Genomic DNA, 21,701 nt, shown 5'->3' on the forward strand with positions numbered 1-21,701 from the left:
GACAGATAGGGACTATTCGCCATGCCCACAACCACCGTTCAACTCAGCGGCGGGCCGGCCACCGTGGCCTACGATCGCACCGGCACCGGCCCCGCGGTGATTCTGGTGCACGGCACGGCGGCCGGTCGCGACCAGTGGGCCGCACTGACCACCGAGCTCGCCGATCGCTACACCGTCGTCGCTCTGGACTATTCGGGTTCGGGCGGCACCGTCGACCACGGCGGGCCGCTCACCCTGGCCGATCTCGCAGCGGAGGTGCGAGCCGTCGCCGATCATGCCGGGCTCGACCGGTTCCACTTGGTCGGCCACTCACTGGGCGCGGTGATCGCCGCCCACTTGGCCGCCACCGCACCCGAACGCGTGCGTTCACTGCTGATGCATGCCGGCTGGGTACGCACCGACACCCGCATGGACGCGGAGTTTCGATACTGGATCGACCTGCTGCACAACGACGCTCGACACGGCACCAACTCGTTCGCACAGTTGCTGCCCTTGATGGCCTTCGGCCCGCGCTACTGGACGCGAGTCAGCGCCGAGCAGAACACAGCCGTGGTCAAGCAACTCACGGACGCCGTCGCGCCCGGCGCCGACCGGCAGACCGAGGTGAACCGTACCGTGGACGTGACCGAACTGCTCGGCCGCATCACCGCACCGACCCTGGTCTTGGCCAGCGTCCACGACCGGCTCATCCCGGCCGAACAGCAACAGCAACTGCTGGCCGCCATTGCCGACGCCCGCTACGCGGAAATCGACGCCGGACACGGCGCACCGGGTGAGGATCCGGATGGCTTCCACGCCAAAATCATCGGGTTCCTGGACCCACAAATCCCCCCAAGCTGACATCAACACCGGACCTGCCAGAGAAATGAATGCAGTTCGTGCCGAACGCGCGTCCGCAGGTGCCGATGGAAACCTCGCGGCGTTCGAAATGCGGTGGCAGGATCGACCAGGCCGGTTCGTGCAAGGGTCCACCAACGCCCGATCCCGATCCGATGGCGACCGGGTCCGACCCGGCGCTTCTTGCGCACCCCCGACGGGTCTTCTCAACCCTCGTCCCGCCAGAGCCGCCGGGTGCGTTTGCGATTGACGGTCAGGCCCTCGGCACAGCACGTGCGCTTTGCACCATCCCCACCGCGGATGGGTCCGCGATTTCGCCCGGAGCCGTTCCCCCCACTCCTTGCCGATCTCGTCTGTCAACGGCTGTCGGCGCCGACAGCCGCACCGATCGCGCTCCGTGCGGGGCTCGTCGGCATCGGTCACAATCGAGCGATGCTGGACAGAGTGCGCACGATCGGCACACAATCGCGCAGGACAACGAGCATGCTGTTCTCGCGAGTGGGCAAGCGCTACAACACAATCAACCGCCGCGCAGGCCGGCTCGAGCTATTCCCGGCCGTCGGATTCGCGCTCAGCGCGGGTCTCGTGGTCGCTATTGGGGCCTACGGGCTCCTGCATTGGGCCATACCGGCCAGCGAAGCGAAAGCGGCACCGATAGATATCACCCGTGTCGCGTTGACGATCGTCGCCGGAGTTGGCGGGGTAGTGGCATTGGTGATCGCCTACCGCCGCCAGCGTGATATCGAGCAGAGCAGATTCGTGGAACGCTTCGGTGCGGCGGCAAGCCAGCTCGGGGCGGCGGATGTCGCGGTGCGGATCGCGGGGGTGTACGCGATGGCGGGCGCCGCCGACCAATCCGATGGCCTGCGTCGTCAGCAATGCATCGACGTCCTCTGCGGCTACCTGCGCCTGCCCTACGTCCCCGACCATGGCAGCAGTGGCCGCACCAAGCTCGTGACCACCATCCCCCGTGCCGAAGGCGGTGAAACCGAGGAGCACGTCGAGTACCGGCAAAACGATCGGGAGGTTCGCCGAACCATCCTCCGCGTCATCGCGGACCATCTGCTGACTGAAGCCGAATACTGCTGGTCGACAAGCAATTTCGACTTTCGCACCGCGCACCTCGAGGGAGTCGTCTTCGACGCCGTAACCTTTTCCGGCCTCGCGTGGTTCGACGAGGCGACGTTCGCCGGCCCTGCCCGGTTCGACAAGGCGACTTTCGCCGGCCCCGCCGGGTTCGACAGGGCGACCTTCACCGGTCCCGCCGTATTCAACGGCGCGACCTTTTGCGACCGCACCCGATTCAGCGAAGTCACATTCAACGACCGCGCCGAGTTCCGAGGTGCGACGTTCAGAGCCGTCGCTGAGTTCTACAGAGCGACTTTCGACGGTCACGCCGAGCTCCGCGAGGCGACATTCAACAATGCCGGGTTCTACAGGGCCACGTTCAACGGCCACGTTCGCTTCGACAAGGTGACCTTCAACGGCGGCCTGGTCTTCCATGCGACGACGTTCAATGGTCACGCGGAGTTCCAACAGGCCACGTTCAGCCATGCGGTCGACTTCGGCAAGGCGATATTCAACGGGCGCGCCGGGTTCCGAGAGACGAAGCTCAACGGCGATGCGCAGTTCGCCGAAGCCGTTTTCGACGGACCTGCCGACTTCGCGGGAGCCACATTCACAGGCCGGACAACTTTCCTGGACGCTGACTTCGGCTCCGAACAAGTGGTTTTCGACGGTCCCGCACGGTGGAGTCCGCCTGAGCCGGAGTTCGACTGGAGTCGAGGCGTCGGCGAGAAACCGGCGAATATCGAGCCGCAGGACTGGCCACGTGCCACAACAACCTCATGATGGAGACCCCGCCGGCGCCGGCGAAGTCTGCCACAACGGCTCGTCCGCATCAGCGACCCCTTTAGGTCGGCGAGGTAGACGCATCCAGAGGAATGCCTCCGGGCTTGTCGGCAGCCATCGCTCAACGCGCGTTCCCGGTTCGACTACCGAGCCTGCTGTATCGGGCTGTGAGGTTGTCCCGGCAGGGGATTCGGGCCTGCCTTTCGAATGTGCCTGTGCAGTAGCGTTGCCGGGCGTGTCCGATGCTTTTTTTGACAGGGTGTTCGCTGAGGTGACCGATCGGGATCCGGAGGTCCGCCGAGCAGGCTTGAAGCGGCTGGCGATCTGGCCCGGCTACATCAATTCCATTTTGACGCAGGTGCTGCGATACGAGGAGTATTCCTACGCTTGGTCGGATTGCGCCGACATGTTGAGCGAAGACCTCTGTGATGACAAGTTTTCCTTGGAACTCTTCGTCGATGACCTGATCGAGGCGCCGGACCAGGTCGTGTTCGATCGGTTGGCCGGTCTGCTCGGGCTACCGACTGGGACACGCCTACCCGGCTTCGCCATCGACGGTCACAGCGGTGCCTGCGTGCTCCCCGCGCCCGCTGTGTCAACCGACCTCCATCAACGGGTCGCCGTGCTGGTGACGCTGCTCGGAAGCCCCCTGAAGTCCGTGCGGCAGAACGCAGTGCGGTTCCTGGCCGCCCTCGGCCCCGGCGTCGCCCCGCTACTGCGCGCGATACGGAACACCCGGACGCCGGGTCGGCGCGCAGCGATCAGCGCGCTGGCGGAGTTGGATTGGACCGAACTGGACCCGGCCGACCAAATGTTGGCGCAGCGGCTGATTCGAGTCAAGCAACCCGGCGAAGTACCGCAGCCGGTGACTCCGCAGGGCGAGTGGTATGCGGTGCCAACGACCGACCAGGCGGCAGTGCTGGCCGCGTTCGATCTTCGGGACCCGATGCCGGTCACCATGCGGATGGGGTTCGCGCCCTGGCAGCGGAACGGTCCATGGCGGCCGCTGCCCGAGTACCTCGGCTACGGCGTCACCGGTCAATACGGGCAGGTGTTCGTCACACCGGTCCTGGACGGGTGGACATTGGTATTCGCTGACAGCAGCGTGCTCGCCGCGGAGGAGAACCCAACCGAAGACGAAGTCGAGTTCGCGGCCGCGCATCGCCGCTGCGCCGAGTTGAGCCGCCACTTCGGCGCCGCGCACTGGTACCTCGAATCCGAGGACGGTGGATGTTTCGACCAGAGCGGATGGTGCATCGCCGCGAACGGCGACATTGTGCGTTCCTGCTACTACGACTTCGATATCGACGGCGGCGTACGGATCGGCCCCGCAACCGAATCCGGATCACACCCGACCATCGACGAAACTCGGGCTTGGATAAACGAGAACAGCCAGGGAGGAGCCCCACTGGTGCGGCCGCGCTCCCGCGCATCGGAAATAGCGGAACTCATGGCCTCGCTGAAAGCCTCTCGCCCCGATTTCGCGTTCCGTCCCAGGGCTGAAGTGACCGACGACATCGACGACGAGCCGCTGGTATGGGAATTCCGGTCACTCGTGGTGGCCTCGCGACTTTCGGTGAACCCCAGAGCGCTGGGATCACATACCCGTGTCCAAGGCACCGGCGTCCTTGCCGTGCCCGCAGGCAAACCAGACACGAGACGCTATGGCGCTCTGCCCATCTAAGGTTTCGCGGCCGGCAGCGACCTCGCGGACGGTTCTAGTCCTACCCCTCAGTCATAGCGAGCACGGGGTGTGGTGTGTCTGCGGCTGCCTTCGGGGGCGGACACGACGATCGTGCCTGTCATCGACCGAGGTCGTCGAGATGCGGCACCGACTCACAGATTCGCCAGGCCTGCCAGCAGCGCCGGCGCCGGGAAGGTGCCCTGCATGGTCGCGGCACGAGCGTACCCGCGGTCGCGGGCGACCAACACGATCGCGGCTGCGGCCATCAACCCGCAACCCATCAGGATCAGCGCCCAGCCTGCTTCCTCGCGCACTCGTAGCAATACCGTTCCCGAGAGGACGGCGATCGCGCGGAACAGGTTGTAGAAACCCTGATTGAACGCCCACGGCCGGACAGCGGCCAGGTCGGCCTCGGAGACGCGAAAAACCTTGGAATACACCGCAGGTCGCGTGAACAGGACAGATTCGAGAACGAAGATGTAGAGATGCACGACCCCAGCGGCCGCGGCCAGTGTTTGTACGACTCCGAGCATCGGACCTCCACTGAGCAAGCCTCCCGGTTACAGGGAGGCAAGTCCGCGTCATGCTACTCGGAGCAGCCCCGTACACACTGCCACCGGTGCGCGAACTGGGGCCGATCGCTGTCGGGCTCGAACTGTAGCCGATGGTGCGGATCGCCCCTCAACCGAACAACCAATTGACGCAGCACGTCCACCGCCTATCGATCGCGATGCGCAAAGCGTCGGCTCGTGGCAGCAGACCCACACCCGAGGCGGTGGGGTGGCGGTTCGGCAGTGCACGACCTTGGTGACGACCCGATCGAAGGGGCGGTCCGCGCGATGATCGTCGGACAGGGCCGGGAACGCGGCCTGATGGCGATGTCGTCGCGGATGAAACGCATCCGTTCGATGCCGTCGATATCGCGCTCGGTTCGTCGGTGTCCCAGTTGATGATTCGCACGCCATCAACCTGTTCGAGGTGAGTTCGGCGGCCGGGGGTGACGGCCGGGTCGACCGAGCGCAGCAGCCGGGGACCGATCTGTTCGGGTGACTCGTCGCGGAAGGTCAACGCCCACTTCGCGCAGCGATCGCATCAACTCCCCGTTGAGGTTTCCGAGGAATTGGCTTGTGTCTGCCCCTGGCCACGACATCGGCCAGAGCCGCTCGGACCGTGGGGAAATCGTCTTCGGCGCCGCGCGAGTCCTGTAGCGAAGCGAGCGTATTCGTACACGTGATGATCCATCGCGCTCGACGACCGAGGCAGACATTTCGCATTCGGCGAACACACCAGGGTTGTCGTTCCCAGCGCTGTTGAAACATCCCGCGTTCCCGCAGAATTCGACGCGGCTAGAGAAGCGAAATCTCTAATCGCTCGGTAGGACCACGCCCCCACCGTAATTGAGGACCGTAGGGCAGACGCCGGAACCGTCCTGAATGCCGCCGTTTCGATCGGGAGACAGACATGGCTCTCGAAACCCGAAACGTTGTGCGAGACAATCCCCGAAGAACTTCGCGCATGGAGCCGACACCGGGTCAGGGGTGATCGGGGCACTGCAGACCCTCGGCTGCGTCGCGCCATCCGTGGCGGGTCAACCACAGATGCACCAGTTCGGGGAGCCTGCCGACCGTCGGTGCGGGTCGCGGCGGGTTCGCCGCCGTCGGTGCCTGCCCGCCACGCGACGGACCGCACCGACCGGTCATCGGAGCCGGCACGGAGGGGCACCCGGCGACACCGGACCGTGAACGGTGTCCGGACACGCCGATGCGACGCGGCCGGGTGGCATCGGAGCGCGGCACCGCCGACCGTCGGACGCGCGCAACGTCTTTCGTCGAACCCTCCGGTCGCGGAGCGTAGTCGGGGGTTCGGGCGTGCCAGGGCGGTATCCGCGCGAGGAGGAGGAGGAGGAGGAGGAGGAGGAACCCGCGTGTGCATCGATCATGGCGAATGGCGGCCACGAAGAAGACTCCGACGGATTTCGGGCCGGACGCGAGATCGGCACGGCCGGAACACCGTCGGGTCCGATTCCGTCGCGGCCGGGTGTCTAGAGGGTGGTCTGTCTCCACCACGGCAGCAGGGGTTCATAGTCGTGCTGGTGGGCGTAGATCACGATGTGGGCGCGGGGTAAATCGGGGGCGAAGGTGACCGCCAGTTTCTCGTCCCGCAGATCCGACGGCGGATGGGTCCGCAGGGGATCGGACCAGGTACGCACGAACGTCTCCGTCTCGTCCTTGACGATCAGGGTCGGGCGCGCGGCCAGTGTGTTCACCGCGGCCTGCGCCGCGGTGGCCGTGGCGAACACCGCGATGATGTATCGGCGCTCTACCGCGCCAGGGAGTCTCTGGTTGCACACCCAGCGCCCCACCGCGTCGATATGGCCGAGGAAATCTTCGTTCGCGGCGCGACCGTCGGCCAACCCCGTGCAGTCCGCTCCCGATGGCGCGATGCCCATGAAGTTCCCGTCGTCGTTTTGCGGCAGCAGGGTGGGGAACAACGCCCTGGTCGCGTTGATCTTCTCATTCGCCGCCGATCTGGCGGACTCCGCCGCGGCGTAGGAGGCATGGATGGCAGCAGCATCGGGAGTGGTCGACCTCGCGGCGGCCGGCGCGCCACTGCCGCCGTCGCGGGAAGTCGACGTCGCGGCCACCACCACGACCGCGGCCACCACCGCGAGCACCGCCGCCGCGAGCACAGCCCGCGACCGCGATCGGGAACCCTTCGTCGGCGTCTTCCCGACCGGAGCCGGCGACGCGGGAGCCGGGGCTGGGTCGGATGCCCGCACCGTCGGCGCGGGCGGGGCAGAGACGTTGAGCACGGTGGGTGCGGACCTGGCCGAGATCGCCTCCGGCACCGTCGTCTCCGGGCGGGACACCGCCGCGCGGGCAGCAGCGGCGAACTCCCCGCACGACGGGTATCGGTCCTCGGGGCGTTTGGCCAGCGCGCGCACCAAGACCGCGTCCAGTCCCGCAGGCAGGTCGGGACGTACGGCGGTGATCGGGGGCGGCGGTAGTTGCAGATGACCGGTGATGATCTGCACCGGATCGGGCGCGTCGAACGGACCGCCCCCTGTCAGCAACCGGAACAGGCTGCACGCCAAGGAGTATTGATCCGAGGCGGGCACCACCCGCCCCGTCGTCATCTGCTCCGGCGACGCGTAGGTCAGGGTCGCGGTGAACACACCGGTCCGCGTCAACCGTGCCGCGTCGGCACGCAGCCGCGCGATCCCGAAGTCCGCCAACAACACTCGCGGTGGCACCCCGGCCGTCGACGGGCGTTCGAGCAGGATGTTCGCCGGCTTCACATCCCGGTGCAGCATCCCTCGCCCGTGGGCGTAATCCAGTGCGGCGGCGACGGATTCGACGACATGAACGACCAGCCCGACCGCCGTGGCCCCCTGGTCGAGACGGGTCGCGTCGTGGCCGTCGACGTACTGCATGGTCATCCACAACCGGCCGTCCTGCTCTCCCCGGTCGAGCACCGCCACGATACCGACGTGCTCGAGCCGGGCGACCAGATCGGCTTCGCGTTCGAAACGGGCACGAACCTCTGTGTCGGACAACAGATCCCGATTCAACAGCTTCAGCGCGACCAGTTTCGGCAACCGCGGATGCCACGCCCGGTACACCTCCCCCATCCCTCCCCGCCCCAACAACCCCTCGATCCTGTATCCGGCGAACACATCCCCGCGCTCCACCAAGCCCCTTTCCTCAGACAAGCCGAAAACCACGCGCAGCCTAGCCGAAACCACCACCGCCACCCGTTCCCCGCATTGAACCTTCCACAGTCACCGGCCGACACCCGTACTGGACCTGCGCGGTCAGCTCGGCTTCGCGTACCGGGCCGCGCCGGACCAGTCGATCATCACGCAGGCCTCGTCACCGAGGACCCAGGCGTCGTGGCCGGGTGGGCAGAACAGGTAGTCGCCGGGGCCGATGTCGTTCTCGGTGCCGTCGTCCATGCGGATCCGCATCCGGCCGGAGAGGCAGTAGCCCGAGTGCATGGCCTGGCAGCTGTCGGTTCCGGCGATGGGCTTGACGTGTCGCGACCACTGCCAACCCGGTTCGAATACGGCGCGGCCGACCGGACCGTGTGGCGTCTCCACCAGGTCCATGCGGCCTGCTCCGGCTTCGAATGGCCGTGTCTCGTCCGGGGTGTGGAAACTTCGCACGACCAGGCTCCGTGCCTGACCGTCGGACATATCGTCTTCGCGCAGCAGGTCGAGATTGCGGAAGACCGCCGGGCCGTCACAGAGTATGGCGATTTCCTCGGCGAACCGCGTCGTCTCGGGAAGATCGGAATTCTGCATCGCCTCGGTGTAGGAGGGAAATTCGACCATCTGCAGATACGTGTCCGCACGATCGCGATCCTTGGTCTCCATACCGCGCAGAGCTGTGCGTTTGCCCGCCGTCGCGGCGAGCCAGGCATCGAGCTTCTCGTTGAACTCATCGATGTGGGTGGTCGTGAACTCGATCGCCTGAACAAACCTGGTCATAGCTGGGACTCCTTTGAAGAAAGACACCCCGGCCAGAACGATACTCCGCGATAGCTGGATAGGTGCTGATTCCGGTGTCCGGATTCCACCCGGGGTGCTGTTCGGTCTCTGACTCTGCCCCGATGCACGTTTACCGACCTCGAGCCGGGCTTTCGGTCGCGAGCCCACGCGGTCGGGCCGAACCCCGTCCCGTCTAGATCGGACAGCACGATCCGGCCTGACTCCTCGTTCAGCAGCGGGCTTCCCGTGTGGGGGTCGCGATGGGTCGTGTGGCTCCACCTCGAGGTGGAGACGCGACCTGTGGAACGACCAGCGGCAGGAGCATGTGCTCGGCGGGAGCACACGCCGGTTCGTCGCTTGACGAGCGAAGCGCGTCACTGCGACTTCCGAGCACGCTACGATCGGCTCTCGATTCGAGTCCGAGGAGGTCCGATGGCGAAAGAAGTTGTTCTACAGTCGTTTTCCGGTGAACAGGCCCGCACGATCCGCAGCACGATCGCCGACGTGCAGGCCCGCGGATACGTCGATGCCATCGCCACCGGCAACCCGTTCGAGTCCACCGAGGCGTTCATGGACCGCTTCGACGTCTATTCGGCCATGCCGGGCTTCTCAATGGTCCTGGCCACCATCGATACCGAACCGGTCGGCCAGATATTCGGTTGGCCGCTCGCCACCGACACCACGTGGTGGACCGGCCTCGACCTCGACTCGGGACAACCCGAATCCGGTGAATTCGCCGTAGAGGACGGAACCAGAACGTTCGGGCTCAGCGAACTCATGGTCGACAAGTTGTACACCGGCCGCGGCATCGCCGGAACACTGTTCCGGGGCCTGCTCGCCGACCGCCACGAGCAGCGAGTCACCTGGCTGGTCAATCCCACCAACTCCGCGTACGCCATCTACCGGCACTGGGGAGCACGACGCGTCGGCACACTCCAACCCACCTGGAACGGCGCCCCACGCTTCGACGTACTCATCGTCGACCTCCCACTCTCGCCCCCCTCCGGCGGCTGATCCGGAGTCCTACCCGTCATCGTGGGAATGCGCCGAGCAGGCGAGGAACCGGCGAGTTGCGTCGTCGGTGACCGCAGTGGCCGGATTCCGCACGGCCGGTGCGGGTTCCGGGTGCCCTAATACATCGTCCTGCACCGCGCCCCCTCGATGTCCTCGGCTCACTACGCACGCGACGGCCGCCATCATCGCCGGCGATCCGGCAAATCCTGCTCGACCATTCTGCTCGCGGATCTGGATGCCCCGCGCAAACAGCGCAACACCCCTGCCCCGGCTCTATCAGCACTTGATCGACGAACACGGCATAGGTTTCCCATCCGGTGGTGGTGGGCCATGTGGTGTTTCCTGCCCGATGGTCACCTTGTGATCGGGTTGCGCGGTTGGTCGCTGCGGGTGGCACTATGACACTGATATGTCAATGGTTTCCGAGGTCGTTCGTGACAGTCTCGATGGTCTGTCGGTCGGCGACGCGCTGGGTGCTCAGTTCTTCGTGCCAGGTCGTTCCCTGCCCGATCTTCTCGCTGGTCGACCGCCCGCGCCGCCGTGGCAGTGGACCGACGATACCGAGATGGCCTGTTCGGTATACCTGGAGGTCCGGGACCGAGGGCATATCGACCGCGACGCACTGGCAGCGGCCTTCGCCGACCGCTGCGAACCCTACCGGGGCTACGGCGCAGGCACGGTCGTGGTGCTGCACGAGATCCGCGACGGGCGTCCCTGGACCGACGCCGCGGGCGCGGTTTTCGGCGGGCGCGGCTCCTGGGGCAACGGAGCCGCGATGCGTGTCACCCCTCTCGGTGCGCATTTCGCCGGAGATCCCGACCGTGCCGCAGCGCAGGCCGCGTTGTCGGCCGAGGTGACACATCAGCATCCCGAAGCGATTGTCGGCGCCATGGTGGTCGCTGTCGCGGCGAGTCATGCTGCGGCCACTCGTGGAAATCCCTGCCCGCCGGGCGAATTGCTGCAGGTGGTCGAGCCTTATCTGATCGACGGACGGACCGCGGCAGGTGTCCGCCGCGCTCGGAGGCTGCTGGGTCGGTCGGTTGCCGAAGCCGCGCACGAACTCGGCAACGGAGCAGCGGTCAGTGCGCAGGACACCGTGCCGTTCACCCTGTGGGCCGCCGCCACCTTTCTCGACGACTATCCCGCAGCTATCACCGCGTGCATCGAGGCCGGTGGCGATGCGGACACAACCGCCGCGATCGTCGGTGGAATCGTGGCGGCGCACACCGGAATCGGTGCCCGAGGCAGGATCTGTGGAATACCCGAGCAGTGGCTGTCGGCACGAGAGCCACTGCCACCCTGGTCACGGGATTCGTGATCGCCGACAGTCCGGTAGCTAACACGTATGCGGCGTTGTCATCGGCAGGGTGCGCGATCAACGACTGGTAGACCGCGATCGGATGCGGGCTCCGCCGGTCGGTGGTGTTGCGAGGCGGTCTCGGGTTCATCGCAGGCCGCGCTCGTTGGGGTGTGTGGGAACCTCGCGGGCGGTGATCGCGAACATCGGGATGACGCGGTGTCCCGCGCGCTTCTCGAAGACACGGTAGATCGGCAGGTGCTCGGCGAGTTCGTGATAGCGGGTATCGCGGTCGGTGCCGAGGATTTCGGTCGCTGTCACCGGGATGTCGTGTCCGGCGATGGTCACCTGTGCGTCAGGGTGCGCGCGGAGGTTCATCGCCCAATTCGGTTGGCGGTCCTGCCCGTAGTTGCTGCCGATGATGATCAATCGCTTCCCGTCGGGCAGGTAGAGCAGCGGTGTGGTGTACCGGCGGCCCGTCTTTCGGCCGGTGTGGGTCAGCAGCAGCAGAGTCGCGCCGATCGGACCGAATAGGGTGAAGCGGCCCCTGCTGCGTCGTATCAACCAGCAATCGAGCGGGGCGGCGTTCTTGCTGAGCCATGTTCCCGCCGGTGTCGCCGCGAAGCCGAGGATGAGTTTGGCCAGTGGTCCCCCCGCCCGGCCCCAGGTGACTTCCGGCCAGCGGCTCGGTACCTCCTCGTGCGCGACCACGGTGACTCCTTCATCGCGAGTGGATTGCGTTGAGCGGGAATGGTCTTCGGGAGAAGATGTCAGCTGATCGACCTGCCGGTAATGAGATCGGCGGCCCGCTCGGCGATCATGACGACCGGTGCCTGGATGTGTCCGCGGGTGATGCGCGGCATGATCGAGGCGTCTACTACGCGCAGCCCATCGGCCCCGTGGACCCGCAGTGTCGGGTCGACGACCGCGTCGGCGTCGATACCCATGCGGCAAGTGCCCGCCAGGTGATAGACGGTGCTTGCGGTGTGGCGGATGTGCGATTCGATACTCGCCGCGTCCCCGAGGTCCAGGTCGTCGAACCACGGCGCGCCGACATAGGGTGCGAGTGCGGTGGTGTCGAGAAGGCTTTGTGCGACGTTCATTCCGCGCACCAAGGTCTGGATGTCCCCCGGATCGAACAGGTATCGCGGATCGATCCGCGGCGGGTCGGTCGCCCTGGCCGAGCGCAGGCGTACTGTCCCGAGACTGGATGGCTGTATCAGATCCACGGCGATGGTGATCGCGTGCTCGGAGATCGGGTCGAGGCCGTGATCGAGGAACGCGACCGGCAGGAAGGCGAGCTCCAGGTCGGGAGCTGTCCGGGTGTCGTCGCCGGGGAGGAAGCATGCTGCTTCGCCGACGTTCGAGGTCAGCGGTCCGCGGCGGCGGAGCAGGTAGGTCAGGCGCGCGGCGAGGGTGCCGGCCGCGGCCAGTGTGACCGGTTGCGGGCAGTGCACGATCAGCGGCACGTACAGGTGGTCCTGGAGGCCGTTGCCGACGCCGGGGAGCGTGATTCGACAGTCGATTCCGTGCTCTCGCAGGTGTTCTGGATCGCCGATGCCCGAAAGCATGAGCAGCTGCGGTGAATTTACCGCGCCCGCACTGAGGATGACCTCGGCGCGAGCGGTCAGTGCCGATGACTGTCCGTGCTGGTCGGCGACTTGCACGCCGGTGGCGCGCACGCCGTCGAAGGTGACGCGCTCGGCACGCAGATTCGTCAGAACCGTCAGGTTGGGATGGTGCAGGCCGCGCAGGTAGGCATCGGCCGCACTCCAACGGCGGCCGCCGCGCTGCGTCGCGGGAAGCGATGCGTAGCCGGTGGTGTCCGCGACGTTCGCCTCGGGCAGCGCGTGGAAGCCACGCTCGGCGCAGGCGGACAGGAAGGCCGCGGTCGCCGGGGATTGGCTGCGGATCTCCTGGATGTGGAGGGGACCGTCGCTCCCGTAGGTGTGTTCCTTGTTGCTGCCGGTGCGACGTTCACTGCGTTGAAAGTATGGTTCGACCTCTTTGTAGGACCATCCAGGGTTGCCCGCGGCGGCCCAACCGTCGAAGTCTTCGCGATGCCCGCGGGTCCACACCTGGGCGTTGATCGAGGAGCAGCCGCCGAGTACGCGGCCGCGGGGGCAGCGGATGACCCGATCGGCGAGGCCGGGTTGCGGCGTGGTCCGGTAGTCCCAGTCGTACTCGGTGCCGATCAGCATTGGGAAGGCGGCGGGAACCTTTATCGCCGGATGTTTGTCCGGTCCTCCTGCCTCGATCAGCCCGACGCGAGTGCGCGGCTGCATGGACAGGCGGGCGGCGAGTGCACAGCCCGCCGAACCTGCTCCGATGACTAGGTAGTCGAAGGTTGTATCCATGAGGTCGATCCTCGAAGTGGTTCGGTGACTTGCACCCCGATCAAGCGGGCGCATGTCTGTACGACGGTGTCGCGGTCGGCGATCGACCAGGAACGCGACGCGGCGAGCGCTCGCAGCTCGGCATCGGGCTCGAAAGCGATGACCGAACCCACGTGCTCGAATACCTCGGCATCCCCCACCGAATTTCCGATGGCGAATGAACCGGCCCCATCGAATTCCGGGTCGTCGACGAGTCTGCGCATGATGACCGCCTTTCCGCCGGGATAGCCCGGTGCGTAGACGAGATCGCGCGTATGGCGCCCATTCTCGACGGCCACCATGGCGCCCCACCCCGCATCGAGCCCCAGCCCCACGACGACCTCCTGCACGAGCGGATGCGCACTTCCGGAGATCAGATGCAGCCGATATTCGGCACCGCGCAGCAGCTCGATGAGGTCGGTCGCGAATGGATAGAGCCGGCCGCGGCAAGCCGCCCAGGTACGCGCCGCAGTCGAGCGCACCGCGGTGGGAGCAACACCTTCCATCGCTGCGGCGTACGCCTCGTATGCCGTATGGAGGACGCGCACACGGTCGCGGCGAGCGGTCAATGCGCCGTACTGTTCGATCGCGGCGAGGCAGGCCGTGGCGGCGTCACGGTGGCAGACCCCGTCATCGATCAGATTTCGCAGATAGTGGGCACCCAGGACACCGGGGAACAGGGTGCCATCCATATCGAGAATGGCGTACTTCATACGATTTCGGCCTCCTGCTCGGTGGCGTTCTCGGTCAGCGCCGTCGCCTCTTCGAGCAGCGCATCGACGATTTGATACTCGGGAACGGTGCGGACCACCTCCCCCTTGACGAAGATCTGGCCTTTGCCATTGCCGGAGGACACGCCGAGATCGGCCTCGCGCGCCTCACCGGGGCCGTTGACCACGCACCCCATCACCGCGACACGCAGCGGATACGGGAACCCCTCGAAAGCCGCCTCGACCCTGGCGGCGAGCTGGTGAATGTCGACCTGGACCCTGCCGCAGCCGGGGCATGACACGATCTCGAGTTCGCGGGGACGCAGCCCGAGCGACTGCAGGATATGGTTGGCCGCCTTGACCTGTTCGGTCGGCGGCGCCGAAATCGAGACCCGGATCGTATCGCCGATGCCCTCGGCGAGGAGAATTCCGAAGGCCACCGCCGATTTCACGGTTCCCTGCAGCAGCGGCCCCGCCTCCGTCACACCCAAGTGGATCGGGTAGTCGCACCGTGCGGCCAGGAGCCGATTCGCCGCGATCATCGTGCGCGGATCATGGTGTTTGACCGCGATTTTCAGATCACGGAAGCCGTGTTCCTCGAATAGGGCCGCCTCGTGTAGCGCCGAATCGACCAGCGCTTCGGCGGTTGGGGCGCCATGCCGCTCGAGCATGCGGCGATCCAGCGAGCCGGCATTGACCCCAACACGAATCGGTATTCCGGCCGATGCCGCGGCTTCGGCGATATCGCCGACGCGATCGTCGAACTCCTTGATGTTGCCGGGGTTCACCCGCACAGCCGCGCAGCCGGCATCGATGGCGGCGAAGACATAGCGGGACTGGAAGTGGATGTCGGCGATCACCGGCAGCGGCGATTTCGCGACGATCAGTGGCAGCGCGGCCACATCGTCGGCCGTCGGCACGGCCAACCTGACAATGTCGCAGCCCGCCGCCGTGATCTGGGCGATCTGCTGGAGGGTGGCATCCACATCGGAGGTGCGGGTGGTGGTCATGGTCTGCACCGTGATCGGCGCACCCCCGCCCACGGCGACCTTGCCCACCTGGATCCGGCGGGATCGCCGTCGCGGTAGCGCCGCTACGGGCACACCGAGGCTTTGAATCGTCATGAATTCTCCGCACGATCGGTCAGCGCCACATGCGACGCGCGCGCGATGGCAGCGATGTCCGTCGCGCACAGCCCAGCGGCAGTGAGGATTTCGGCTCGGTCGCCGTGTCCGAGGTAGCAGTGCGGCAAGCTCATCACGTGCACCGGAATACCAACCTCGGAGATGGCCGGGTCGCGGGCGATGGCCGCGCCGACCGCCCCGACACCGACGTTGTCTTCCACCACCACGATCAGCCGGTGCCTGCGACATTCGGCGCGCAGCGCTGCCGAGGGCGGCAGCACCCAGCGCGGGTCCACGACGGTGACGCCCACCGCGCCCGCCAGCAACTGGGCGGCCTCGACCGCGGCGCCTGCGAGTGGGCCGACCGCGACGATCAACACCTGCGGATCGTCGGCGCGCTGGAGTACGTCGAGATCGTCGATTCTTTCGATGGCCGGGATGTCGGGTCCCACCGAGGCTTTCGGGAAGCGGACCGCGCTCGGCCCGTCCGCGTAGGCCACCGCGGCATTCAGCAGTTCGCGCAGCGAGCTCGTATCGCGTGGTGCGGCAACCCGCATATCCGGCACGGTGGCGAGCAGCGTCAGGTCCCACATGCCGTGGTGGCTGGGGCCATCCGGCCCGGTGACCCCGGCCCGGTCCAGGACGAAGGTCACAGGTAGGTGGTGCAAGCCGACGTCGAGCAGCACCTGGTCGAAGGCCCGGTTGAGGAAGGTCGAATAGATCGCGACCACCGGGTGCAGGCCCACCATTGCCAGACCGGCCGCGCTGGTCACCGCGTGCTGCTCGGCGATGCCGACGTCGTAGCAGCGGCGCGGGAAGCGCTCGGCGAAGCGAGACAGTCCGGTCGGACCGGGCATGGCGGCCGTGATCGCCACGATATCGTGGCGGACCGCGCCGATATCGACCAGTTCCTCGGCGAACACCTCGGTCCAGGATGTGCGCTTGCTTGCGGCGGACACCAGCGGCTCCACCGCGTGCATCCGCTCCGCGTGTGCGCATGCCGTGTGGTGACCGTGCCCCTTGATCGTCTCCACGTGCACCACAACGGGTCTGCTTAGGCCCCTGGCGCGCCGCAGCGCGGCCTCCGTCGCGGCGATGTCATGCCCGTCGATCGGGCCGATATAGTCGAGGCCGAGAAGCTGGAAGATATTGGGCGACATCGGCATCGCCGCCCCGAGCGGGGCCGCCCGCAGTGCGGTCAAATGGTGGGCGAGTGCGCCGACCGTCGGTGAATACGAGTGATGATTGTCGTTGAGCACGATGATCACCGGCCGCTGTGGCGCGGCGCCGATATTGTTGAGTGCCTCGAAAGCCATACCGCCGGTCATCGCACCGTCGCCCACCACCGCCACCACGGCCCGGTTCCGGGCATCGTGGAGCTCGAGCGCTTTGGCGATGCCATCGGCATAGCTCAGCGCGGTGGAGGCATGGCTGTTCTCGATGATGTCGTGCTCCGACTCGGCGCGATCGGGATATCCGGACAGACCACCCGGTCGCCGCAGTCCATCGGCAAAAGCGTGCCATCGTCCGGTGAGCATCTTGTGGACATAGGTCTGGTGGCCGGTGTCGAAAAGGAGGAAGTCCTCCGGCGACTGAAAAACACGGTGCAGCGCAATGGTCAACTCGACCACGCCGAGATTGGGACCGAGATGGCCCCCGCCGGCCAGGACGGTGTCCAGGAGGAGTTGGCGAATCTGTTCGGCCAGGATCGGGAGTTGATCCGCGGGCAGATCGCGGACATCTTCGGCACAGTGAATTCCTGCCAGCGGCCGGTTCACGCGCGCGAGCGGCTCGCCCGCCAAGGCAGTGGAAGATGCACCGGGTTCGCGGGCAATGGAATCAGGAACGCTCATACTCGAGAACATCCTCTTCACAGCCGACTTGGATTCGCCATATTTATTCACCGACACAAACGAACTCCATTCCCGACAACTCGGCCGGGCCATACCACCGCAAAGGGCGGCTTTGGTGGTCCACCTGTCCGGATACGGTCTGCTCGGATCAGCAGTTGGCGCGAATATAGGGCACGACTTATCGTCGGGCCGGAACGGTGATATCGCACAGTGCAGACGCTGCGGCACGCAGGATCAGGGATGAGTTGGAGCGATCGATCGGGTCCCTGTTCGCGGGACGCGGCGAATTCGCAAGATCGGCTGTATGCGTTGGTGACGCGTTACGCTGACGAGCCTGACCATAATTGTACCGCACCGACTCTCGACCGAAACCCTGCGGAGCGATGAAATTTGCGATTGCCGCCGACACCGTGAGTCACGCTACCCGAGCGACCCGGAACCGCTGAAATGCTGCGGCAAAACAGATTTGGGCGAACCGTAGCAAGATCGCCACGGATGATTGCCGACCATTCGCCCGCGACATCATGCGATACTTTCAATACGGGGGGCCGAAGTTCCGGGCCGAAACCACCACTCGTGCTACGCAGGCGCAGGGCATAGCGGCGGTCCAGCGGGGAACCCTGTCGTCGCATCGGCCCGTTTACCCGGCCGCTCAGGTGGCGCAATATTCCTCTCGGATCACCCGAACGACATGCCATGCCATACCTTGTGCCGCGGGTAGATCCGAAATGCGGTGATGTACCTGAGAATGTCGCGCAGAGACACGAAACGCTGACCGAATTCTGACATTCACTCGAGGGGAACGTCCTGATGATGGCACCTCGCAATATCGCGCCCATCGGCTACTCCGGCGGATCTGCCCCGCGTTCGGGGCCGTCGGGCACCCTCGGCGCTGACAATAGGCTGACAACCTACGCGAACACAACGCGGCGTCGCGTCGATACCATTCTCGAACTGTTCTTCGCCGATAAAGCCCGCCGAGCCGACTCCGATCGGTTGCCCCCGGATATCGTCGGCGCCCTGCACGCTCACATATTCGCCGGAGGATCGCGAACGCGTGCGACATTGTGTGCTCTCGGCTGGCAGTCCAACGGCGGACAGGAACGTCTGCCCGGCGCGGTGCTACGCGCCGCAGCCTCGCTGGAACTCCACCACGCCGGAGTTGTCGCCTATAACGACCTCATCGAAAACCAGGAGCCGCGCCGCGGGATCGTGCCGCTGCGCCGCATGATGGAGTTCAGATACGTCAGCGAGTCCCTCGGCAAGCAGTCCGCCGGACTGCTCGGTCTGCTGACTCTGGCCTGGTCCGATGAGCTGTTTCACGGCGCCAGACTGACCGCCCGCCAGCGCTGCGCGGCTATTCCGGTGCTCGCCGAGATGCGGGCCGACGTCATCTACGGTCAACTCCTCGCACTCACCGGAATGGACTGTGACCTCGGCGATGTGGACCTGGCCCTGCGGATCGTCCGCTACAAAACCGTCGGCTATCGCTACGAGCACCCGCTTCAATTGGGCGCATCGCTTGCCGGCGCGAACCCGGATATCCGAAGAACCCTGTCCGCCTATGCCCGCCCGCTCGGCGAGGCTTCGCAGCTGTGCGCCGATCTGCGCAGCGTCTTCGGCAACCCGCTCACTCGCGAGCAACCCCGGCCCGAAGACCTCCAAAGAAGCCGCACCACCGTGCTGTTCAATATCGCGGCGGCTGTGGCCGATGCGGATCAGCGTGCAGAACTACTGACACTCACCGCGAATCCGGATCTCGACGCGACCGGCGCACAGCGCTGCCGCGAGATTATCGAGACCACCGGCGCGGCCGCCGAGACAGTGCGTATGGTCGCACAACGCCGCGCCCTTGCCCTGCAAGCCCTCGAGGCGACGCCGATCCCGATGCCTGCCGCCGAGATGCTGCGCGTACTTGCCCGCCGCGTTACGGCCAACATCCCGAGTTCCTGTTGTCTCGGGCGGGGCACATCGTGATGATCCCTGTGTAACGAAGCGAGGTTGCGCTGCGCGAAGATCACGCCATGGAAGCCGGTAGCCCAGGCCAATTTGTGTACGAAATTGCAATCGGGCCACACCAATCGGCGAAGAGAATCGGCCGCAAGATCCGATGAATGCGTCCGCTCCCCGACATCGAAGGCGAGCTTTGGACTCACTCGACTGTTTGCGGGCAACCCACAAATATAGCACAGCGATCCTCGCCCAAAGATGAACGCGAGCACGTGCTGCGCACGCATGATAGCCTCGATATGTTTCACAGAGGCGGATCGCTCTGGCCGGCTCGGGCAGGGACGTAACCGCCGAGGCCCATCAGCTGAATAAACAGCAGGGCTCCTCAATTCGATCAGACCGGTATCACCGGCCCCCCAGTACAGACGGGTCCATTTCGAAGACTCGATGACCGGGTCGAGAACAACCGGGCGGATAAATTTACTCGGAGCGAACCGTGATCGACGATCTGAACGATGACTTCTGGCCGGGGACCGAACGGATCATCGAATCCTTCCTCGACCGTCAACGTACCCGCATGACAGATGCCGGGCTCGGTGACTATTACGATGACGTTCGAGCAATGATCGACAACCCAACGGGGAAGCATTTCTGTTCATGGTTTGTCTATTGGGGTTGGCGCGCGGCAGGCGGATCAGGTCCGGCACAATTACAGAATCTGCAAACCACGGCAGCTTCGATCGAGATGCTGCATGCCGCGCTTCTGCTGCAAGACGACGTGCTGGACGGCAGTGACTACCGCCGGGGGCAACCGGCAGTTCGGAAGGTTTGCGCGAATCGTCACGCCGCTCATGGCTGGTACGGTGATGCGGCACAATTCGGAGACGGTTGCGCGATCGCTTTGAGCACTATCGCCCAGGACTGGTCGACGCAATTACTCAGGACGCTGCCCGATACGCCGAGTATCCAGCGTGCCATGGAGATCTTCCACGACCGAACCGTTGTCACAGAATGCGGACAGCTCCTCGAACTCGTCACTCGGGCCGACCGCGACTACACCATCGAGCGGGCTTTGCGGATCAACCAGTACAAGAACGGCGCGTACATGTTCGCGCCGACCATGCGAATGGGTGCCGCGATCGCCAATGCCGGGGAGCGGGTTCACGAAGCGTTCCATTCAGCAGGGTTGCTGTTGGGCGAGGGCCATCAGAGCCGCAACGACTTGCATGGCGCATTCGGCGACTCCCGGACCCAGCCGACCGGGGGCTTCGACGACCTCACCGAGGGCAAGCCATCACTACTGCTTTCCTACGCGATCCAGGACGCCGATGCCGACCAGCACGCGACCCTGCTCGAGCTGTACGGGAAGCCGCATCTGACACCCGCGCAGGCTCAGCGAATTCGCGCGTTGCTGGAAGCCACCGGAGCGCGCACCAAAACCGAGGAGTTTATTTCCACCCGATTCGCCGAGGCATGCGCCATCCTGCGATCGGCGCCCATCACCGCAGCCGGATACGCAGGTCTCACCGAGTTGGCCCGCCGCGCTCTGTATCACACCACGAAGATAGGCGCACGTCATGTCCAGGAAAAGTGAAATCCTCAGTACAGATCTCGACCGCAAAGCGTTCGCGTACTACGACAACAAACGCAATGACCCGATCAACCTCGCGCTCGGCGATTTGGACGGACTCTATCACCATCACTTCGCCGTCGGCGATTTCGACCGCACGATCCTCGAACTACCCGACGACCAGCGTGACACCGCGATCAACGAAGCTATTCACGCGATGGAGACCGATCAGGTCGAACTGCTCACGACGGCCCTGGAACCGTTGACATCAACCGCACGGGTCCTCGACGCGGGCTCCGGCCGCGGTGGCACCGCATTCATGCTGCACCGGCGATTCGGGTGCCGCGTCGACGGCGTGAATACCTCTGCCTATCAGATCGACTTCGCCCGCACCGAGGCACAACGTCACGGCCTCGACCAGGTGGTGTCGTTCCATCGGCGGAACATGAACGACACGGGCTTCCCCGAGGAAACCTTCGACGCCATCGTCACCAACGAGACCACCATGTACGTCGACCCGTATACAGCGTTCCGAGAATTCTCCCGTGTGCTCAAGCCCGGAGGCACCTACGTTCTGGTGTCGTGGTGCAACAACGACACCGTTGCACCGCATCCCACGGCGGAGGCGATGGCGATCGACGAGAACTACCACTGCCACACCCATCGCCGCAGCACCTACCTCGCGGCGCTGTTGAACGCCGGACTGGTGCCCTATCGCGTCGACGACCTCACCGCTGACGCCATCCCCTACTGGGAACTGCGCTCATGGTCCACGCTCGCCACCGGCGTCGAAGAACCATACTTGACCGGCTATCGCAACGACCACGTCAACTACCTGCGGATAATCTCCCACAAACGAGCCGATTACCAACCTGTGCCCGCAGTTGAATCCGCGACCAACGCGGAATGACGCGACGAAAAGTGAGCGTGGCCGCCCGGCGACCAAG

Annotated in this window: 17 protein-coding genes; 9 read left to right on the forward strand and 8 right to left on the reverse strand. The window is 65.5% G+C overall.

What is annotated here, in order from left to right; translation table 11 throughout:
* The first annotated feature begins 21 nt into the window (after positions 1-21).
* The 3 genes from D5S18_RS25745 to D5S18_RS25755 all read left to right on the forward strand — a co-directional run bounded on the left by D5S18_RS25745 (position 22) and on the right by D5S18_RS25755 (position 4,372).
* Positions 22-840: an alpha/beta fold hydrolase gene (locus D5S18_RS25745; protein WP_120043682.1), complete on the forward strand. Its 819-nt coding sequence runs from the start codon at positions 22-24 to the stop codon at positions 838-840.
* Between the two features lie 429 nt (positions 841-1,269).
* Entirely contained in the window at positions 1,270-2,688 is a 1,419-nt protein-coding gene (locus D5S18_RS35025; RefSeq protein ID WP_158607960.1) for a pentapeptide repeat-containing protein, read from the forward strand.
* The gene (locus tag D5S18_RS25755) at positions 2,669-4,372 is read left to right on the forward strand and encodes a HEAT repeat domain-containing protein (protein ID WP_147404169.1); all 1,704 of its coding nucleotides are present in this window, start codon (positions 2,669-2,671) and stop codon (positions 4,370-4,372) included. The genes D5S18_RS35025 and D5S18_RS25755 overlap by 20 nt, the downstream gene beginning before the upstream one ends.
* A 152-nt stretch (positions 4,373-4,524) precedes the next feature.
* On the opposite strand, the gene D5S18_RS25760 is transcribed toward D5S18_RS25755, so the two are convergent.
* Entirely contained in the window at positions 4,525-4,905 is a 381-nt protein-coding gene (locus D5S18_RS25760) for a DUF1304 domain-containing protein (RefSeq protein ID WP_120043684.1), read from the reverse strand.
* Between the two features lie 1,335 nt (positions 4,906-6,240).
* Here D5S18_RS25760 and D5S18_RS35030 point away from each other — a divergent pair.
* Positions 6,241-6,417: a hypothetical protein gene (locus D5S18_RS35030; RefSeq protein ID WP_158607961.1), complete on the forward strand. Its 177-nt coding sequence runs from the start codon at positions 6,241-6,243 to the stop codon at positions 6,415-6,417.
* Here D5S18_RS35030 and D5S18_RS25770 read toward each other — a convergent pair.
* Both D5S18_RS25770 and D5S18_RS35915 read right to left on the reverse strand, forming a co-directional pair.
* The gene (locus D5S18_RS25770; protein ID WP_239004000.1) at positions 6,414-8,084 is read right to left on the reverse strand and encodes a serine/threonine-protein kinase; all 1,671 of its coding nucleotides are present in this window, start codon (positions 8,082-8,084) and stop codon (positions 6,414-6,416) included. The genes D5S18_RS35030 and D5S18_RS25770 overlap by 4 nt on opposite strands.
* Positions 8,085-8,186: 102 nt before the next feature.
* Positions 8,187-8,861, reverse strand: a complete 675-nt coding sequence (locus tag D5S18_RS35915) for a cupin domain-containing protein (RefSeq protein ID WP_239004001.1) — start codon at positions 8,859-8,861, stop codon at positions 8,187-8,189.
* Between the two features lie 432 nt (positions 8,862-9,293).
* Here D5S18_RS35915 and D5S18_RS25780 point away from each other — a divergent pair, with 432 nt between their 5' ends.
* The gene (locus D5S18_RS25780) at positions 9,294-9,875 is read left to right on the forward strand and encodes a GNAT family N-acetyltransferase (protein WP_120043687.1); all 582 of its coding nucleotides are present in this window, start codon (positions 9,294-9,296) and stop codon (positions 9,873-9,875) included.
* 409 nt (positions 9,876-10,284) lie between these two features.
* Positions 10,285-11,193 (forward strand): ADP-ribosylglycohydrolase family protein, encoded by a 909-nt coding sequence (locus tag D5S18_RS25785; RefSeq protein ID WP_120043688.1) that lies wholly within the window; start codon positions 10,285-10,287, stop codon positions 11,191-11,193.
* A gap of 126 nt (positions 11,194-11,319) precedes the next feature.
* Here D5S18_RS25785 and D5S18_RS25790 read toward each other — a convergent pair whose 3' ends face one another.
* Genes D5S18_RS25790 through D5S18_RS25810 form a run of 5 tightly spaced genes read right to left on the reverse strand, consistent with a single transcriptional unit; the run spans position 11,320 to position 17,234 of the window.
* A complete protein-coding gene (locus tag D5S18_RS25790; protein ID WP_158607962.1) occupies positions 11,320-11,883 on the reverse strand; it encodes a nitroreductase family deazaflavin-dependent oxidoreductase in 564 nt (187 codons plus the stop codon).
* 59 nt (positions 11,884-11,942) lie between these two features.
* Entirely contained in the window at positions 11,943-13,529 is a 1,587-nt protein-coding gene (locus D5S18_RS25795) for a GMC family oxidoreductase (RefSeq protein WP_120043690.1), read from the reverse strand.
* The gene (locus D5S18_RS25800) at positions 13,505-14,260 is read right to left on the reverse strand and encodes an HAD family hydrolase (RefSeq protein ID WP_120043691.1); all 756 of its coding nucleotides are present in this window, start codon (positions 14,258-14,260) and stop codon (positions 13,505-13,507) included. Before D5S18_RS25800 ends, D5S18_RS25795 begins: the two co-directional genes overlap by 25 nt.
* Positions 14,257-15,381: a flavodoxin-dependent (E)-4-hydroxy-3-methylbut-2-enyl-diphosphate synthase gene (gene ispG / locus D5S18_RS25805; RefSeq protein ID WP_120043692.1), complete on the reverse strand. Its 1,125-nt coding sequence runs from the start codon at positions 15,379-15,381 to the stop codon at positions 14,257-14,259. Before ispG ends, D5S18_RS25800 begins: the two co-directional genes overlap by 4 nt.
* On the reverse strand, positions 15,378-17,234 hold the full coding sequence (locus D5S18_RS25810) for a 1-deoxy-D-xylulose-5-phosphate synthase (RefSeq protein WP_120044061.1): 1,857 nt from the start codon (positions 17,232-17,234) through the stop codon (positions 15,378-15,380). Before D5S18_RS25810 ends, ispG begins: the two co-directional genes overlap by 4 nt.
* A gap of 810 nt (positions 17,235-18,044) precedes the next feature.
* On the opposite strand from D5S18_RS25810, the gene D5S18_RS25815 reads away from it, so the two are divergent.
* From D5S18_RS25815 to D5S18_RS25825, 3 genes are all read left to right on the forward strand, one after another.
* Positions 18,045-19,211 (forward strand): polyprenyl synthetase family protein, encoded by a 1,167-nt coding sequence (locus D5S18_RS25815; RefSeq protein ID WP_120043693.1) that lies wholly within the window; start codon positions 18,045-18,047, stop codon positions 19,209-19,211.
* Between the two features lie 469 nt (positions 19,212-19,680).
* Positions 19,681-20,778 (forward strand): polyprenyl synthetase family protein, encoded by a 1,098-nt coding sequence (locus D5S18_RS25820; RefSeq protein WP_120043694.1) that lies wholly within the window; start codon positions 19,681-19,683, stop codon positions 20,776-20,778.
* Entirely contained in the window at positions 20,762-21,664 is a 903-nt protein-coding gene (locus tag D5S18_RS25825) for an SAM-dependent methyltransferase (RefSeq protein ID WP_120043695.1), read from the forward strand. The genes D5S18_RS25820 and D5S18_RS25825 overlap by 17 nt, the downstream gene beginning before the upstream one ends.
* Positions 21,665-21,701 lie beyond the last annotated feature (37 nt).

Source organism: Nocardia panacis (assembly GCF_003598715.1).
Classification (GTDB): Bacteria; Actinomycetota; Actinomycetes; order Mycobacteriales; family Mycobacteriaceae; genus Nocardia; species Nocardia panacis.

Coding starts and splice junctions, on each gene's coding strand:
- D5S18_RS25815 (WP_120043693.1), top strand. CDS start 18,045: ATGATGGCACCTCGCAATATCGCGCCCATCGGCTACTCCGGCGGATCT.
- D5S18_RS25780 (WP_120043687.1), top strand. CDS start 9,294: ATGGCGAAAGAAGTTGTTCTACAGTCGTTTTCCGGTGAACAGGCCCGC.
- D5S18_RS25745 (WP_120043682.1), top strand. CDS start 22: ATGCCCACAACCACCGTTCAACTCAGCGGCGGGCCGGCCACCGTGGCC.
- D5S18_RS25795 (WP_120043690.1), bottom strand. CDS start 13,529: ATGGATACAACCTTCGACTACCTAGTCATCGGAGCAGGTTCGGCGGGC.
- D5S18_RS25810 (WP_120044061.1), bottom strand. CDS start 17,234: ATGAGCGTTCCTGATTCCATTGCCCGCGAACCCGGTGCATCTTCCACT.
- D5S18_RS35025 (WP_158607960.1), top strand. CDS start 1,270: ATGCTGGACAGAGTGCGCACGATCGGCACACAATCGCGCAGGACAACG.
- D5S18_RS25760 (WP_120043684.1), bottom strand. CDS start 4,905: ATGCTCGGAGTCGTACAAACACTGGCCGCGGCCGCTGGGGTCGTGCAT.
- D5S18_RS35915 (WP_239004001.1), bottom strand. CDS start 8,861: ATGACCAGGTTTGTTCAGGCGATCGAGTTCACGACCACCCACATCGAT.
- ispG (WP_120043692.1), bottom strand. CDS start 15,381: ATGACGATTCAAAGCCTCGGTGTGCCCGTAGCGGCGCTACCGCGACGG.
- D5S18_RS25785 (WP_120043688.1), top strand. CDS start 10,285: ATGTCAATGGTTTCCGAGGTCGTTCGTGACAGTCTCGATGGTCTGTCG.
- D5S18_RS25800 (WP_120043691.1), bottom strand. CDS start 14,260: ATGAAGTACGCCATTCTCGATATGGATGGCACCCTGTTCCCCGGTGTC.
- D5S18_RS25825 (WP_120043695.1), top strand. CDS start 20,762: ATGTCCAGGAAAAGTGAAATCCTCAGTACAGATCTCGACCGCAAAGCG.